At 66.1% G+C, this 16793-nt stretch carries 7 protein-coding genes and 1 tRNA gene; 2 read left to right on the forward strand and 6 right to left on the reverse strand.

What is annotated here, in order from left to right; all coding sequences use genetic code 11:
• Positions 1 to 846: 846 nt before the first annotated feature.
• Positions 847 to 6012 carry a RecQ family ATP-dependent DNA helicase gene (locus GPA22_RS01995; protein WP_169254428.1) on the reverse strand — a complete coding sequence of 1722 codons (5166 nt, stop codon included), beginning with the start codon at positions 6010 to 6012 and terminating at the stop codon, positions 847 to 849.
• A gap of 303 nt (positions 6013 to 6315) precedes the next feature.
• Here GPA22_RS01995 and GPA22_RS02000 point away from each other — a divergent pair, with 303 nt between their 5' ends.
• Positions 6316 to 7416 (forward strand): NADH:flavin oxidoreductase/NADH oxidase, encoded by a 1101-nt coding sequence (locus GPA22_RS02000; RefSeq protein ID WP_169254429.1) that lies wholly within the window; start codon positions 6316 to 6318, stop codon positions 7414 to 7416.
• A 196-nt stretch (positions 7417 to 7612) separates the two neighbouring features.
• On the opposite strand, the gene GPA22_RS02005 is transcribed toward GPA22_RS02000, so the two are convergent.
• The 4 genes from GPA22_RS02005 to GPA22_RS02020 form a co-directional block, all read right to left on the reverse strand.
• Complete coding sequence (locus GPA22_RS02005) at positions 7613 to 8977, reverse strand: Fic family protein (protein ID WP_169254430.1); 1365 nt, start codon at positions 8975 to 8977, stop codon at positions 7613 to 7615.
• Between the two features lie 242 nt (positions 8978 to 9219).
• A tRNA-Arg gene (locus GPA22_RS02010) sits at positions 9220 to 9296 on the reverse strand.
• Positions 9297 to 9408: 112 nt separating this feature from the next.
• Positions 9409 to 13830, reverse strand: coding sequence for a response regulator (locus GPA22_RS02015; protein WP_169254431.1), 4422 nt, complete (start codon positions 13828 to 13830; stop codon positions 9409 to 9411).
• Between the two features lie 34 nt (positions 13831 to 13864).
• Positions 13865 to 14962, reverse strand: a complete 1098-nt coding sequence (locus tag GPA22_RS02020) for a response regulator (protein ID WP_169254432.1) — start codon at positions 14960 to 14962, stop codon at positions 13865 to 13867.
• Positions 14963 to 15208: 246 nt separating this feature from the next.
• Here GPA22_RS02020 and GPA22_RS02025 point away from each other — a divergent pair, with 246 nt between their 5' ends.
• Positions 15209 to 15694, forward strand: coding sequence for an OmpA family protein (locus GPA22_RS02025; RefSeq protein ID WP_169254433.1), 486 nt, complete (start codon positions 15209 to 15211; stop codon positions 15692 to 15694).
• A gap of 28 nt (positions 15695 to 15722) precedes the next feature.
• Here GPA22_RS02025 and GPA22_RS02030 read toward each other — a convergent pair whose 3' ends face one another.
• The gene (locus tag GPA22_RS02030; protein WP_169254434.1) at positions 15723 to 16664 is read right to left on the reverse strand and encodes a LysR family transcriptional regulator; all 942 of its coding nucleotides are present in this window, start codon (positions 16662 to 16664) and stop codon (positions 15723 to 15725) included.
• Positions 16665 to 16793 lie beyond the last annotated feature (129 nt).

A 16793-nucleotide genomic window follows, 5' to 3' on the forward strand; every position in this document is an offset into this window, starting at 1 on the left:
TCCTCTAATTTCTTGATTGCCAGATTTCGCTCTCGCGGCAAACCGAGGCGAATTGAGTCCACTAGAGCCAGTAATATGTATAGGTTTCGGTCCTTTCGTACTGCCATCGTTACAGTCTTGAAGAGAGGCTCTACCGCCAAACCTGATGTGTTACCTCTAGGATCAGGCCAAACGGGAATTTGTTGTCCGGCAGACCTGAGCTCGCCACCAAACACGGGTGCCATTAGGCCGGTTGCGATCCCTCTTGTCATTTCTTGCATCTTAGCGGGAAACACATAGCGAATCCCATAAATGATAAAATCGCGTAAAGCCCTTGTATTTACTGTCGGAACGGCACCATCACGGGAAATCTTCGCGAGCCCTGACTGGTAACATCGATTAAGTGCGTTGCTAATTTCCGACTTGCTAATCCCTGTAAGCATGGACAGGGACCGGACACTATAGAGGTCAGAATCAGGTCCCTTTCCATACGATGGAAAACCGAGATCAAACTGCTCGTGCGATTCATCCTCGTCGCTCCAATCTCGCCAAGCTTCAAGTGGCGTAAGCTTGTTACCGAAGGGGGCGTCTCGCTCTTGTTGCTCCTGCTTCGAGAGTGAAACCAACTTCAGCAACAAATATACGTCTTGACTTTTCACAATCTGTCCTCAGCACATGTCCACAGTCCATGGACAATGGACACATACTCTTTCGACCTCTCCCTTCTGTCAAGCGCAATCGCGCTCATGGAATGCTGAATCTGTTGGCGGTTTGACCGTCCTTCCATATCTCTGGCTTGCGTCTTCCTTCGCAGACCTGATCCAGAGACGAAAATCACATTTCGACCATGGGCTGTCCCCATGCGGGTTATCTCCCCACGTACTCGATTTCAGGCAGCACCAGCTCCCAGGACTGACGCCGCAATTTTTCCTGCTCGCCCTCCCTCGCATGGCGCACAAGCACCGCGGCCACCCGCACGGTAGCGATCTCGCCCTGCGGCGGCTGAAACTTCGACGACATCCGTCCAACCATGACACCCGACGCGTCGGCAATCTCCCAGCCTGCAGCACCGTCGCTCCGGGGCCGCAAAGCAAGCGGATCGCCGACATCGAGCGCGGCAAGCGCTCGATGAATGGGTGCCGACGGCGCGAAGCGCCCCGGCCACGAAAGGACAATCTTCTCCAGGTCGGCACACCAGATCCAATGCGCAACGCCCGGCTCCGGCGGCAGCGCATTCGGCCGCGACCGCAACACCACCCCATCCAGATCGCGCACGAAGGGATGCTGCCCGCCGACCACCTCGCACACCGTCAGCGACTTCCGCGCCCGCGTCATCGCGACATAGAAGAGCCGCCGCTCGTCGTCCCCGCGCCCCTGCCAGCCGCTGCCGTCGAGGATCAGCACGTAGTCGAACTCCAGGCCCTTCGCGCGGTGAGCGGTCATCAGCACCAGCGGGGCGTTGGGGCGGGCGTCGGCGGCGGGTTTGCCGATCGCACCGAAGTCGTAGAGCGATTCGATGAGGTCGTCGAGGACGAGTTCGCGGCCGGGGGCGGTCGAGTCGACGTCATTGATGAACTGCGCGAGCGCGGCGCGCTGGGGGTGCTCGATGAAGCCGTCCGGCGCGATGTGGAAGCGGCAGCGGAACCAGCGAGACAGGACGCCGGAGCGGATCAGCACGCGCCGGCGTTGGACGCTGCGGCGCTGGCCGCGCAGCAAGGTCGCGAGGGCGTCGCCTTCGCGCGTCTGGTGCAGGCTGACACCGGCGCCGTCGCGCAGCAGCCGCACGGGGATCCCGCGCAGGCGGCACAGCGCGGCCATCGGTTCGAGGTCTTCCCAACGGCGGGCGATGATCGCAAAGCGGCCCCATTGACCGGCCTCGCCGTCCTGCGCGATCAGGCCATGCACACGCTGCAGTTCGTCGAGCCCGACTTGCACTTCTTGATACGGGTTGCGTGGCACTTCGAGGACCCGCACGCGGCCTTCCGTGAGCGGATCGAGCGCGGCGTGCTCGCCACCGTCGAGCTGCTCGCGCCGGGCGTGGTTCACGCGGATCGCCTGCCCGGCCTTCATGCGGTCGCGGGCGCGTTCGATGACACGGTTGGCGCAATGGATGATGTACTTGGTCGAGCGGTAGTTCTCGATCAGCGCGTAGCGGCGCGCGGCGTAGTCGGTTTCGAACTGGCGGATGTAGCGCACGCTCGCGCCGTCGAAGGCGTAGATGTTCTGGTCGTCGTCGCCGACCACCATCAGCGAGACGCGGTCTTCCTCAGTCTGCAGGGTACGGCCGGCAACCGCACTGATGAGCTCGTAGTGGTCGCCGTTGATGTCCTGGTATTCATCGACGAGCAGGAAGCGCAGGCCAGACAGCAGGCGGTCGCGCAGAATGGAGGGGCCGACGCCATCACCGGATCCTTCGCTTGCCCCCTGTTCGGCAGCGCGCAGGCGCCGGGTGGCTTGGCGAATGACTTCACCGAAGTCCACCGCCTCGCCGCGCTCGATAGCGACCGCGTAGCTGGTGCCGGTGATCCGCATCGCGAGCCCGTGCAGCGTTTGCACCGCGACGCCGGCCGCATCCGTCCCGACCAGCGCCCACAGGCGGCGGCGGATCTCGTTGGCGGCGGAGCGGTTGTAGGCGAGCACCATGATCGCTTCCGGCAGCACCATGCATTCGCGCAGCAGCCACGCGACGCGATGCACGATGACTCGGGTCTTGCCGGCTCCGGGACCGGCGAGCACGAGGTGGTTGCCTTCGAGGGGCGCGGCGACGATGGCCTGCTGCTCGGGGTTGGCGAGATCGGTGAGGATGCGGCGGTGCGCGGCCTCGGTGGTCGCCATCTCCAGCACGTCCTTGCGGCCGGCAAAGTAGCGCCGCACGAACTCGGCACGGTCGAGGCTGAAGTAATCGACGATGAAGGCCATCGCCGCCTGGATCTTGCGGACCGCGAGCTTGGCGTATTCGGCCATCACGTGCACCTGGACGATCTTGTCCTTGTAGTGCAGCGCGAGCTCGGCGTAGTCGGACTTCTTGAACTGGCGACGACGCGCCTCGGCGTTGAGTTCGATGCTCATCGCCGAGCGGAACACGGCCTTGCCGCGCGCGAGATGCAGCACCTCGTTGGCGTCGAGGTAGAGCAAGGCCGCAGACAGTGCGACGTCCCACTTTTCGACGCCGATATCGACGAGCGTGGTGTCGGCCTGCAGCGCTGCTTCGAGTTCGCCCTGCTTGCAGGTGACGAGCAGCGTGTTGCCCTGGCGGCGGCGCTGGAATTCCTGCAGCAGCGCGCGGGCGAGGCGCATGCGACGTTCGCGAATGGTCTCGATGTCCTTCCAGGGGCGCAGGAGTTTCAGGTAGCGGCTGTCCGCGGTCTGCGGGCGCAGCGCGAACAAGCCGCGCTGAGCAACACCATCGCCGAAGGGCTCGGCGAAGGATTTCAGCAGGCGAGTGAGCTTGTCCGGGTCGAAGTCGACCTGCGCGTCGCGCCGCAGCGTGTCGCACAGGCGCCGCACATTCAAGACCTGCCAGCCTTCCTGGTCGGCGTCGGGCGCCTCTTCGCGCAGGTTCTTGAGCAGGGCATCTTCGATGCGCGCGAGCTCATCGAGGCGCTGCGCGGTGTCGGGATCGCGGTAGAAGGTGACGCCGATCTCGGTGTCGTTCGACAGCAGCTTCCAACGATCGAGTTCGCGCAGCATGTGCTGCAGCGTGCGCGAGTCCTTGCCGGTGGCGAGCATCAGCTCGTCGGTCGATAGGCCTTCATCATCGTCAGCCTGAATCAGGATCGACAAGATACGGACGTAGGGCTCGATGTCGGCCTCCGACCCGAGCTTTTTGCGCAGGATCGCGCGCGCCTCTTCCTCGGTCGCGACGAGCAGGCTCCCTGGAAAGACGCGGGTGTGGTTCTCGTGGCGTTCGAGCAGGCGCGCTTCCTCGAGCCAGGCGACGGCGATGCGCACCTTGGTGTCGGCGTCGCTCGCATCGGGGTCGATGCGGTGTGCATCGGGGATTTCGAGCAGGATCTCGCCGCTCGTCACGACGACCTGGCCTTCGCTGCGGTCCTTGCGTTCGATCGCCCGCAGCGCCTTGAGGATCGCGCCGATGTCATGTTGCGTGAGGCGGGAGTTCTTCAGCAGGCGAAACTGAACGTCGAGGTCGGCGTCGTCATAAAGCAGGACACAACGCGCCGGTGCCTGATCGCGCCCGGCGCGGCCGGCCTCCTGTAAATAATTCTCCAGCGAACCTGGCGTATCGAGGTGAATCACGAGGCGCACGTCGGGCTTGTCGACCCCCATGCCGAAAGCGTTGGTCGCGGCGATCACGCGCAGAGTGCCGGCAAGGAAGGCTTCCTGCACCGCGCGCTTGTCGGCCGGCAACATGCCGCCGTGGAAGAAACCGCAGTCGAGGCCGGCATCCTTCAGGAATTGCGCGAGGTCCTCGACCCCCTTCTGCCGCGCGCAGAACACGATCGCGCCGCCCTCCTCGCGCAGCGTTTCCTGCAGCAGGCGCAGCACCGCGGCGTATTTGGCTTGCACCGAAACCGGGTACACCTCGTAGCTGAGGTTGTCGCGGCTCACGCCGCCTTCGAGCCGATCGAGCACCACGCCGAGGCGCTTCTCGAAGTGAGCGCAGATGTCGTCGACGACATCCGGCTTCGCCGTCGCGGTGAAGCCGAACACCGGCGAAGGCTTGTCCTTCTGGCGCGCCTTGATGAAGCGCGACACGTAGAGGTAGTCGGGGCGGAAGTCGTGCCCCCACTTCGACAGGCAGTGCGCCTCGTCGAACACCCAGGCGCCGATCTCGCGGTGCATCAGCGCGTTGGCGAAGGCCGTGCTGCGGAACTGCTCGGGCGCGACGAAGATCAGTCCGAGGTCGCCCAGGCGCAGCTTGTCGAGCATCACCCGCCGCTCCATCGGATTGAGCAGGCTGTTGAGGTAGCCCGCGCAAGTGATGCCGCGCGCTTCAAGGTTGTCGACCTGGTCCTTCATCAGCGACTGCAGCGGCGAGATCACGACCGTCAGACTGCCGTTACGGTAGTAGCGCGCGAGCGCCGGCAGCTGGAAGCACAGCGACTTGCCGCCACCGGTGGGCAGGATCGCGAGCGTCGGGCGGCCGGCGAAGCCGTTCTCGACGATCGCCTGCTGCAGCGAGCGGCCATCGGCCGTGGTCGGCGTGCTGCGGAAGCGCGTGATGCCGGGGAAGTAGCGTGGCAGCAGGGTTTCGAGGTCGTGCTGCTCGCGGCACCATGCGCAGGCGGGATCCGGGCAGGGCACGTCGCGCAGGGCGGCGATCGCTTCGCGCGCCTTGGGGAAACTCAGGCTCACCCAAGGCGGCAGCACCGAATTGCCGCCCGCCACACGCAGCCACGCCAGCGCGTACGCCAAGGGCTTGTGCCAGGCGGGATCGGGCAGGCAGTGCTCGATGACCCAGCGCTGCCCGGTGAGGCACACCTTGCCCGCGGTCGCGCGCTGCCACGCGGCAGCAGCTTCTACGAGCGAGGGTTTCAGGGCGCGACGCAGGGTCGCGAAGAAGTTCGCCACCCCCTTGCCGTTCTCCGGCGCGAGCAGGAAATGCAGGCACAGCGCTTCGTCCGGATGCTCCGCCACACGCTGCTGCAGCGCCTCGCTCTGGTCGACGAAGAGCTCGTAGGCGAGCTCCGCATCGCGCACCGGGTCGTTGCGCGTGGTCGTGCACAGCTTGTAGTCCTTCACCAGCCGGTGATACGGGTTTTGCGGGAAGGCGACGGGCGAAAGTTCGAGCGTGTCGATCAGCGGCAAACGGTGCAGCGCGAGTTCGGGATGCAGCGCCGCCAGCGCAGGCTGGTCGAAGGCGACGACGTTATGGCCGAGCACGAAGGCGGCACCTTCGGTCAGCGCATCCAACCGGGGAGCGAGCTTGGAATCCTTGCCGGAAAGCCTCAGCCGCTCATCGAGATCCGGGCGAAACACGCCCAACTCGCGCAGGACCATGCGGTCCTGGCGAGCGGTTTCGATGTCGAGACACAGGCACCGCGCGCGCGGCGCGGCGGGCGGAGCGGCCATGAGCAAATGGTTTGGCGGAAATCGATCGGAACAATTTTATCCGGATGTAAGCATATCGACGTCCGCATATGACATGACCGCTCGAAGCCCGGGCAAAAGGCAACGCGGTGGGGCACAGAACGAGCGGCGAACCGATCCCCTGGTCAAGGTCCATCGGGCATGGATTCGCGTCCCGTCCGGAGCGGGAGCGGAATCATGCAGTTCCAACATCACCGATTAATGATTTAGGATCCCGTCCAGCCCGCATCCGACACCGGCACGCGTCGACGTTGCATACGGTCCGCCCTTTCCGGAGATCACACCTTGTCCGCCCTGTTCAGCAGCTTCAAACTGAAAGATGTCACCCTGCGCAATCGCATCGCCATTCCTCCCATGTGCCAGTACAGCGCCGTCGACGGCGTCGGCAACGACTGGCACTGGGGCCATTACAGCAGCCTCGGGCGCGGCGGCGCCGGCCTCGTGATCGTCGAGGCGACCGCGGTGGCGCCGGAAGGCCGCATCACCCCGGCGTGCCTCGGTCTCTGGAACGGCGAACAGGCGCAAAGCCTCGCCCGCATCGCGGCCGCGATCAAGGCGGGCGGCGCCGTTCCCGGCATCCAGATCGGCCACGCGGGCCGCAAGGCGAGCGCGAACCGCCCGTGGGAAGGTGACGACCACATCCCCGATGGCGACGCCCGCGCATGGACGCCGCTGGCCCCCTCGGCCCTCGCATTCGGCGCCCACCTGCCGAAGGTGCCGCGCGCGATGAGCGTTGACGATATCGCCCGCGTCCAAAGCGATTTCGTCGCTGCGGCACGCCGCGCGCGGGATGCCGGCTTCGAATGGCTCGAACTGCACTTTGCCCACGGTTACCTGGCGCAAAGCTTCTTCTCCGTCCACGCCAACCAGCGGACCGATCGATACGGCGGCGACTTCGCCGGACGCAGCCGTTTCCTGCTCGAAACGCTGGACGCAGTCCGCAAGGTGTGGCCGGAACGCCTGCCCCTCACGGCCCGCTTCGGCGTCATCGAATACGACGGCCGCGACGAGGAGACGGTAGCGGAGTCGATCGAACTCACTCGCGCCTTCCGCCGCGGCGGCCTTGACCTGCTCAACGTCAGCGTCGGCTTCTCCACGCCGGACGCGCAGGTCCCGTGGGGCCCGGCCTTCCTCGCGCCGATTGCCGAACGCGTCCGCCGCGAGGCCGAACTGCCCGTCGCCGCGTCCTGGGGCATCGACGCGCCGGCCACGGCCAACCGGGTCGTTGCCGACCGGCAGATGGATCTCGTGATGATCGGCCGCGCGCATCTCGCCAATCCGCACTGGAGCTACCAGGCGGCCCTGCAGCTGAAGGAAGAGAAGCCGTCCTGGGTGCTGCCCGCGCCGTATGCGCACTGGCTGGCGAACTACCGCCCGAGCAACTGACTGATCGACACACAGTAAGTAAGAGGATTCGTCCGGCCCGAAGATATGAAAAAGCCCAGATTTCGTGAGGAAATCAGGGCTTTTCGGTATCTGGCGCGCCCGGGAAGACGGTCATGGGCACTGGATCGAGGTGGCGGAGTTGCCTGCCCACTTGCCTTACCAACCAAGCCATAAGTGTCGGCTCATACCCTGACACTCAGATCGGCTTGCCGCGTTCAATCCACGCCTGCACTTCCCGAATAGTCAATCGGTATCGCGCACAGTTGTGCACCGTCAGCATTTTGAGCTCCGCTCTCAGCGTCTCGCCGAACTGCTCCGCGTCCTCGGCAGCCAGGCCCACACCCGCCACGGCCTGCTCTAGAGTCTTGCCGTTTCTCACTAGCTGCTGCGCTGCTTCGCTCAGGTGTTCGCGGTGACGCACCCTGAAAGGATCGGGCGATCCCATCGCCTCCAGGATGACTTTGTATTTTCGGATCGATCGCCGGTACGTCCACGCGAAAAGCTCAACTGCCAACGTGGCATCAAGCAGTTCGTAGACGCCCATCATGGCTTTCGCGTAGTCGTGCGGATCGACATCGAGAAAGGCAAGCGGAGCGCAGTTATAGAGCATCAAGGGGATGTTGGCGGCAAGCCTGCTGGTGCGCTTGTTGCCATCCTCGAAGGGCTGCAGGTAGGCGAGGTTCACCCACAGGAAGAACGCCGCCTCCGCAGGATTCTTGACGAGCTGGGCCTTGCCCACGATCTGCGAGAGCATTTCCTCCAGCAGCTGCGGCACCTGCGTTGGGACATACGTGGTGCCCGAGATATTGACCACCTTGCTTCGGATGGACCCCAAACCGGCGGCGTCGGCCAGCAAGTCCTGCATCAGCAGCGCGTGCAGGTTGCGGATGACGATGTCGCTGAGACCATAGGTGGGCACCGCGTCGACAAGAAATTCGATGGCGCGCTTGTGATTGAGCAGCATGACGCCTTCCCAATCCGTCGGCGGATCGCCGCTCTTGAACAGCTCTTCCGTCGCCAGCAGACTGTACGTGTTGCCCTCCAGCCGCGACGACGACCAGGACAGATCGATCAAGAGCTGTTCAAGGACCTTCCTCGCATACGTCCCGGCGGGTTGCTGCCCCTGCATCCGGCCTTCCTGTGACAGGACTTCAGCCAGTTCAAGGGGCAGCAAGGCGGACTCATTGGGAACGTACTCATCCAGAAACCGGCGCTGATAGGTCACCGGCGTCCGTGCGCCAAGCGGGCGGTTGAGAACCTCCAGCAACGATCCCGCCTTGTCGGACCAGACCGGTGACACTGTCGCCGTCCCAAGGTCCGTGACTTGCAGCGTTTCCATTGCGTCGACTTCGGCCGGAGGCAGGAAATAACGGGTGGCCCGTGCTTTTCCGGTCCGGACTAGAGCTTGAGTTTGAACGAGTTTGTCCAGAAGCCGCCCGACGGTAGCGTAACTACCGCCAACGCGCGCATGGATTTCGGATGACGAAACCCCTTGAAGACCTTCGGCCGCAAGCACTTTGACCGCTTCCAGAATGGCGTCCGGCTGTAGTTTCTGTGACATTGAGGAGATCCTCTTGATCTCCTCAGAAGTGAGGAGATCATGAAAATCTACTCATCTTTCACCAGAAAAGGAACGAAATTGAGGAGATTTTCTTCTCCCACGTCGCTCGGATGCCGGACTTTTACCAGTCTGGGCCATGCCCTGGGTCAGAGCGGCTGCGAGTGCCCCGTGCCCAGAGTCGTCGGGCCGATCAAAATGAAAAAGGCGCTGATTTTCCAATGAAATCAGCGCCTTTCGATATCTGGCGCGCCCGAGACGATTCGAACGTCCGACCCCTGCCTTCGGAGGGCAGTACTCTATCCAGCTGAGCTACGGGCGCCATGCGCCACTGGCGTGGCGACAGAACGCGGGATTATACCTTAACTGCGGCGCATGACGACTTCTGCCTTCGGAGGGCAGGCGTCGTATCGATGCCGCGCCGACGTGCCGGCTCACCCGCCCGCCGGTGCCAGGGCCGCGAGGCTTTCCAGCGCCTTGTCGAAATCGTAGGCGGCGACGCTGGCGGCGATCTGTTTCAGGGCGGGCGCGAGCGGGGTGCCGGTGGCGCGTTCGGTGAGGGTGGCGACGGCTTCGGCGGCGTCGGGGTCGCTGTCTTCGAGCAGGGCTTTCAGGCGCGCGAGGTCCTGCTGCAGGTTCGCGGCGCCGATCGTCGCAGCGATCTCCTCGGGGGCCGGAGGTGCGGCTTCGGCCGGGCCGAGCCGTTGCAGGCCGTCGATGACGGGGGCGAGTTCGGCGAGCGTCCATTCGAGGAGCGGGGCGAGCTGCGCGGGGGGGAGTTTGTCGCGGCAGGCGTGTTCGAGGGCGTCGGCGGCGGTCTGGACGCCGTGGGCGCCGATGTTGCCGGCGTTGCCCTTGAGGGTGTGGGCGGCGCGCATGGGGGCGTCCGGATCGGGGCCGGCCTGGGCGGCGGCGAACTGTTCGGCGAAGCGGCCCTGGGTGTCGCGGAAGCGCGTGAGCATGCGCAGGTAGAGCTTGTGGTTGTCCATCGTGGTGGCGAGGCCGGCGGCGACATCGATGCCCGGCAGCGGGGGCAGGGCGGCAGCGGCGCCTTTGTCGGATGCGGGCGCCGACGCGCGGGCGAGGACGCGGGCGGGCCGCACCCACTTCGCCAGGGTGACGAACATTTCGCCGACGTCGAGCGGTTTGGCGATGTGGTCGTTCATGCCGGCGGCAATGGCCTTGTCGCGGTCGCCCGCCATGGTGTTGGCGGTCATCGCGAGGATCGGCAGGTGCGCCCACGCAGGGTTGCTGCGGATTTCGCGCGCGGCGGTGTAGCCGTCCATGATGGGCATCTGGCAGTCCATGAGCACGCCGTCGAAGCGGGCGTCGCGGGCGAGGAGGTCGAGCGCTTCGCGGCCGTTGCCGGCGATCGCGACGTCGATGCGGGCCTGTTGCAGCAGGTCGGCAGCGAGTTCCTGGTTCATTTCGTTGTCTTCGACGAGCAGGAGGCGGGCGCCGGCGAGGGCCGCCATCGCGGCGCTGGAGCCGTCGATGCTTTCGGGGACGCGGGTTTCGACCAGCCCGCGCTTGTCGAGGGCTTCGCCGATCGCTTCGAACATGCGCGAGGCGGTGACCGGCTTGGTCAGCGCGGACTTGACCGCGACGCCGCGCTGTTCGGCCGATCCGAGCGCTTCTTCGCGGCCGTAGGCGGTGACCATGATCACCGCGGGCAGCTTCGCGGGCGGATGCGCCTGCAGACGCCGCACGGCTTCGACGCCGTCGACGACGGGCATCTTCCAGTCCATCAGCACGAGGTCATAGGGCGCGCCGCGCGTGTCGGCGGCGGCGATCATGTCGAGCGCCTGGCTGCCGTCCCATGCGACATCGACCGCGAGCCCGAAGTGCCGCAGCATGGCGGAGAGGATTTCGCGCGCTGAGGCGTTGTCATCGACGACGAGGACGCTCACGCCCTGCAGTTCGTCGGCGCGGAACATGCGGCGGGCCACCGGCTCGGCCTGCAGGACGAAGCGCGCGGTGAAGTGGAAGGTGGAGCCGCGGCCGACGGTGCTTTCGACCCAGATGCGCCCCTTCATCATTTCGACGAGCTTCTTCGAGATGGCGAGCCCGAGGCCGGACCCGCCGTACTTGCGCGTCGTGGAGGCGTCGGCCTGGGTGAAGCTGCGGAACAGCGTGTTGCACTGCTCGGGACTCATGCCGATGCCGGTGTCGCGTACCCAGAAGTGCAGTTCGACGTGCTCGGAGGTCTGTTCGACGGTTTCGATGCCGACGACGATCTCGCCCGTTTCGGTGAACTTGACTGCATTATTGCCGAGATTCACCAACACCTGACCGAGGCGCAGCGGATCGCCGACGAGGGCCGTGGGGACGTCCGGGGCGGCGTTGAAGAGCAGTTCCAGCCCCTTGTCCTCGGTCTTGAGGCCAACGAGGTTGGCGAGGTGGTCCATGACGTCTTCGAGACGGAATTCGACCGTTTCCATCGACATCTTGCCGGCTTCGATCTTCGAGAAGTCGAGAATGTCGTTGATGATGCCGAGGAGGTTCTCGCCGGCGCGGTGCACCTTCTCGATGTAGTTGCGCTGCTTGCGGTCGAGCGGGCCCTGCAGCGCGAGGTGCGACATGCCGATGATGGCGTTCATCGGCGTGCGGATCTCGTGGCTCATGTTGGCGAGGAAGTCGCTCTTGGCGCGCGTGGCGTCCTCGGCGATCTCCTTCGCGTGCAGGATCTCGGCTTCGGCGCGCTTGCGGTCGGTGATGTCGAGCAGCCAGCCCATCACACCCTGTTCGCCCTCGTGCGCGAAGGGCATGAAGGTGACGAGGAAGTCGCGCAGCTCGCCGCCGGCCGCCACCAGGCGCATCTCGCGGTCGCGCAGGTAGCCTTCGCGGCGCAGGTCCGCCACCATGCGCGCGCGGTCCTCGGGCGTGGCGTAGATCTGCACCGCCGGATCGCCGGTATGGCTGCCGAACATGCGCGTGAATTCGGGGTTGGTGTAGCGGAAGACGCCGTCGGTGGTGAAGGCGGTGCCGACGGGGCTGTGGTCGAGGATGTACTGCAGCGCGGCGCGCTGGTCGGCGATGGCCTTTTCGGCGGCCTTGCGTTCGGTGATGTCGCGGAACACGACCACGGTGCCGACGAGCTTGCCGTCCTTGTGGACGGGCGTCGTCGCGTATTCGACCGGGACCGCGGTGCCGTCCTTGCGCCACAGCACTTCGCTGTCGACGGTGCGCTCCTGCCCGTCCATGCCGGTGCGGTACATCGAGCATTCCTCGCGCGGGAACGGGCGGCCGTCGGGGTAGCTGTGATGGATCAGGGCGTGCATCTGCTGGCCGACGAGTTCCGCCTCGGCAAAGCCGAGCATCGCCGGCGCGGCGGGGTTGGCGAAGATGATCACACCGTCCTGGTCGAGGCCGACGATGCCGTCCTTGACCGAGCCGAGGATCAGGCGGCTGCGCTCTTCGAGGATCGCGAGGTGGGCGGAGGTTTCGCGCAGGGATTCCTGCTGCGCCTCGAGTTCGACGGTCTGCTCCTCGAGCTGCCGCGCCTGCTGTTCCATGTTCTCGGCCTGGCGCTGGGTTTCCTCGAGCAGGGTCTGGGTGCGCGCATTGCGTTCGAGGATCTCCAGGCTCATCGCCAGGATCGGCATCACGCCGTCGAGCAGCCCCTCCTGCGCGGCGCCGAAGGCGTCGAAGGTGGCCAGCTCGACGACGGCGAGCAGGCGGTCGGTACGCATCACCGGCAGGACGGCGATCACGCGCGGAGCGGCATCGCCCAGGCCGGAGCCGATGTGGATGTAGTCCGCGGGCGGGTTGGCGAAGATGATCGGCTTGCGTTCCAGCGCGCACTGGCCGACCAGCCCCTGGCCGAGGGCGAACTGCGGCACCGGCTCCGCGGGCTCGCGCAGCGCGTAGCCGGCCAGCAGCACGAGCCGCTGCGCGGCTTCGTCGTGGCGGTAGAAGGCGGCGTGGCCGAGCTTGAGGACCGGCGCGAGGTTGGAGAGCAGTTTGTGCGCGAGCTCGGCGGTACTCGCGGACGTCTGCAGGTCCCCCGAAATAGCCGCGAGGTGCGCCTTGAGCCAGCGCTGCGTCTCGACCTTGCGCGCTTCGACGCGCAGCACCTCGATCGCGCGCGCGAGCTCGCCGAGCTCGTTGGGGTATTCGGTGTGCGGGACGGACTGCTCGAATCGCCCGGCGGAGATCTCCTCGACGACGGCGCGCAGGCGCTGCGTGGGGCGGCGGATCGACGTGCCGACGAGGGCGCCCAGCAGCAGCGCGAGGGCGCTGCCGCCGCCGATCAGGGCGTAGGTGGTGCGTTTGATCTCGACCAGGCGCCGGTCGGCGTGGCGCGCGGCCTCGAGCGCTTCCTCTTCCATGACGCGGGTGATGCTGACCAGCGTGTCGCCCGCCGTCTCGCCGGCGAGCTGGAAATCGGGGGCGGCGACCGCGCCCAGGGCGTCGATGAGCTCGCCCTTCTGCTGCAGCTCGACGATGCGCGCGATGCCGACCTTGTAGCGCGCGAAGCGTTCGTCGAAGCGCGCGAGCTGCGCGCGGTTGTCCTCGCGGTGGAACAGCTTCGAAGCGTCGTCCAGTTCCTGGCGCAGGCGGCTCTCGGATTCGGCGAGCAGCCGGTAGGCGCGGTCGCGCTCGGCGGGCGTCTGCGGCAGGATGGCCTGGCGCAGCGCGTGGCCCATCTGCGCGAACTGGATGCGCGCCTCCTTCACGTGCGAGACGCCGAGCAGCTCCTTTTCATACAGGTCGCGCAGTTCGGCGTTGACGACGTTCTGGTTGTAGATCGACTGCAGGCTGATGCCACCGACCACCAGCATCAGCCCGGCAAAGCCGAGCACGAGCTTGGCGGTGAGCGAGCGGCGCTCCAGCGTCGTGATCGAAAAGAACATCCTGGTGGCTCCTGTCGGGCGCGGCAGAAATCGTCTAGTCGGCAAAGCGCGCGGCGATGGCGCGGAATTCGTCCTGCAGATCGACAAAGGCGTCGACGACGTCGGGGTCGAAATGCGAGCCGCGGCCCTCGCGGATGATCACCGCCGCCTCCGCGTGCGACATGCCGTCCTTGTAGACGCGCCGGCTGATCAGCGCGTCATACACGTCGGCCAGCGCCATGAGGCGCGCGGAGATCGGGATCGCATCACCCGCGATGCCTTCCGGATAGCCGGAGCCGTCCCACTTTTCCTGGTGGTAGTAGGCGATTTCCTTCGCCAGGCGCAGGAAGTCGACATCCATGCCGAGCATCTTCTCGGCGTGCAGGATCGCGTCGCGGCCCAGCGTCGTGTGCGCCTTCATGGTCTCGAACTCGTCGGCGCTGAAGCGCCCCGGCTTGAGCAGGATGCGGTCGGGGATGCCGACCTTGCCGATGTCGTGGAGCGGCGCCGACTTGAACAGCATGTCGATCGTGGCGTCGGTGAGGAAGTGGCGAAAACGCGGGTGCGGCTGCAGGTGGATGGCCAGCGCCCGGACATAGAACTGGGTGCGGCGGATGTGGTTGCCGGTGTCGCTGTCGCGGGTCTCGGCGAGGGACGCCATCGCCAGGATCGCGACGTCCTGGATCGCCGCGAGCTCGCGCGTGCGCCGCGCGACTTCGGCTTCGAGGTAGGCGTTCTGGTCGCGCAGGAAGTCGGCGGCGGCCTTGACCTTGAGCTGGGTCGCGACGCGCGCGAGCATGACCGGCGGATTGACCGGCTTGGTGATGAAGTCGGCCGCCCCCAGCGCGAGCCCCTTCGTCTCGTCCTCGGTCGCGGTCATCGCGGTGAGGAAGATGATGGGGATGTCGCGCGTCGCGGCGTCGGCCTTGAGCGCCTCGCACACGTCGTAGCCCGACAGGCCGGGCATCATGATGTCGAGCAGGATGAGCTCGGGCGGCGCATCGCCGCGCACGATGCGCAAGGCCTTCTCGCCGTTGTTGGCGACCTTGACCCGGTAGCGGTCCTTGAGCAGGCCCGACATCAGCGACAGGTTGTCCGGCGTGTCGTCGACCACCAGGATCGTGGCCTTTTCGATGAGCGTCGGTGCATCCATGTGTGTTCCCCTCGCAACCGATGGACCGGAAGCGGCGGCGGCGACGCCGTTCCGGACGAAGCGCAGCCCCTCGGACTTCGCATATTCAACCGCCACGCCGCCGCGCAGGCAACTGGAATTCAACATTGCGCGCGCCGCGACACGCGTCACGGCGCCACAGCTGGCCTGCGACATGTTTCGATACACTTCGGCTAAACTGCCCGGCGACCCCGCACAGGCGGGATAACAATAATGGGAGCGTAGAACATGTTCGATCAGGAAGACGGCGAACTCAACGTCGTCATCGGGGTGCTCTTCGGTGTCATCGCGCTGGCGATCGCGCTGGTGATCGGTCTCGGCAGCTGGAAGCTGCATGCGGCCGCGGAGCCGGAACAGGCCGCGGTCGAGGCAGGCGAGTTCGCGGATGTCGCGGAAGTGGGCGAGGCGCTGGTGAAGTTCTATTTCGCCGCCGGCGACGCGACGCTGCCGGAGGATGCACCCGCCGACATCGCGACGATCGTCGTCGCGCTGGATGCGACCCCGGACAAGCAGGTGCTGCTGTCGGGCTTCCACGACAAGACCGGCGCCGCCGCGGCGAACGTGGAAGTGTCGAAGAACCGCGCACTGTCGGTGCGCGAGGCGCTGCTCGCGGCGGGCGTGCCGGCCGAGCGCGTGCTGCTGCGCCGTCCGGCGGTGACGCTGGGCGGCGGCGACGCGGCCGAGGCGCGGCGCGTCGAGGTGCGCGTGCAGTAAGCGCACGTCTTTTGCCGCCGCATACGGATCAGCCGGGGACGCCCCGGCTTTTTTGTTTGCGCGGCGCGCGGGCGCTGCCGGCGCCGTGGTGGGCGAGGATGGTGTCGATCAACGCCAGCGTATAGGCAGGCAGCGATTCGCCGCGACGCGTGAGGACGTAGCGTTCGCGCACCGCCCAGTCCTCGTCGAGCGGCTGGATGACGATCTTCATCGTCTGGCGGTGCCGCAGCGCCGCTGATTCGGGGACGATGCCGATCCCCACGCCCGCTTCGGCCATGCGGCACACCGATTCGAAGTTGCTCACCTGCACGCGGATATGCAGGCGGCGGCGCGCGTTCTGCATCAGCTGGTCGACGAAGTTCTGCAGCGTGCTGCTCTGGTGCAGGCCGATGTAGTCGTATTCCATGATGTCGGCGAAGCGCACGCGGCCGGCCGTTGCGAGCGGATGCCCGGGGGCGGTGACGAGGATCAGGCGGTCGGTGCTGAAGTGGTGCTTTTCCAGGCCGTCGACGTCGAGCGGGCCGGAAGTGATGCCGAGGTCGGTGGTGCCGTCGAGCACGCCGCGGATGATCTCGCTGGTCGCGCGTTCCTGCAGGTCGACGTCGACCTGGGGGTGGCTCGCGAGGTAGGTCGCCAGCACTTCGGGCATGAACTCGGTGACCGCGGTGGTGTTCGCGAACACGCGGATGCTGCCCTGCACGCCTTCGCCGAAGCGCTGCAGGTCGCTCTTGAGGTGCTCGATCTGGCCGAGGATCACGCGCGCGTGCTGCAGCACGCTCTGGCCCGCCGGGGTCAGCGCGACGCCGCGCGGGGCGCGATAGAGCAGGCGCACGCCGGCTTCGGCTTCGAGGTCCTTGATGCGCGCGCTCACCGCCGGCAGCGACAGGTGGCTGCGCTCGGCGCCTTTCGTGAGGCTCTTGCTTTCCGCGACGTGAATGAAGAGGCGCAGGTCGCGCAACTCGAAATGCATCCTTGAAAGTCTCCCGGCGGCCCGTTTTGCTGCACTGCGATTCGCCGGCGCCGAAGGCGGGCTACCGAATTCGCGAATTGTGCGGGGGCCGCGCGCTGCCCATTATCGCCTTCCAGCAGCCGCGCCCCA

Source organism: Aromatoleum toluvorans (assembly GCF_012910905.1).
Lineage (GTDB): Bacteria > Pseudomonadota > Gammaproteobacteria > Burkholderiales > Rhodocyclaceae > Aromatoleum > Aromatoleum toluvorans.

Coding starts and splice junctions, on each gene's coding strand:
- GPA22_RS01995 (WP_169254428.1), bottom strand. CDS start 6,012: ATGGCCGCTCCGCCCGCCGCGCCGCGCGCGCGGTGCCTGTGTCTCGAC.
- GPA22_RS02005 (WP_169254430.1), bottom strand. CDS start 8,977: ATGTCACAGAAACTACAGCCGGACGCCATTCTGGAAGCGGTCAAAGTG.
- GPA22_RS02015 (WP_169254431.1), bottom strand. CDS start 13,830: ATGTTCTTTTCGATCACGACGCTGGAGCGCCGCTCGCTCACCGCCAAG.
- GPA22_RS02020 (WP_169254432.1), bottom strand. CDS start 14,962: ATGGATGCACCGACGCTCATCGAAAAGGCCACGATCCTGGTGGTCGAC.
- GPA22_RS02025 (WP_169254433.1), top strand. CDS start 15,209: ATGTTCGATCAGGAAGACGGCGAACTCAACGTCGTCATCGGGGTGCTC.
- GPA22_RS02030 (WP_169254434.1), bottom strand. CDS start 16,664: ATGCATTTCGAGTTGCGCGACCTGCGCCTCTTCATTCACGTCGCGGAA.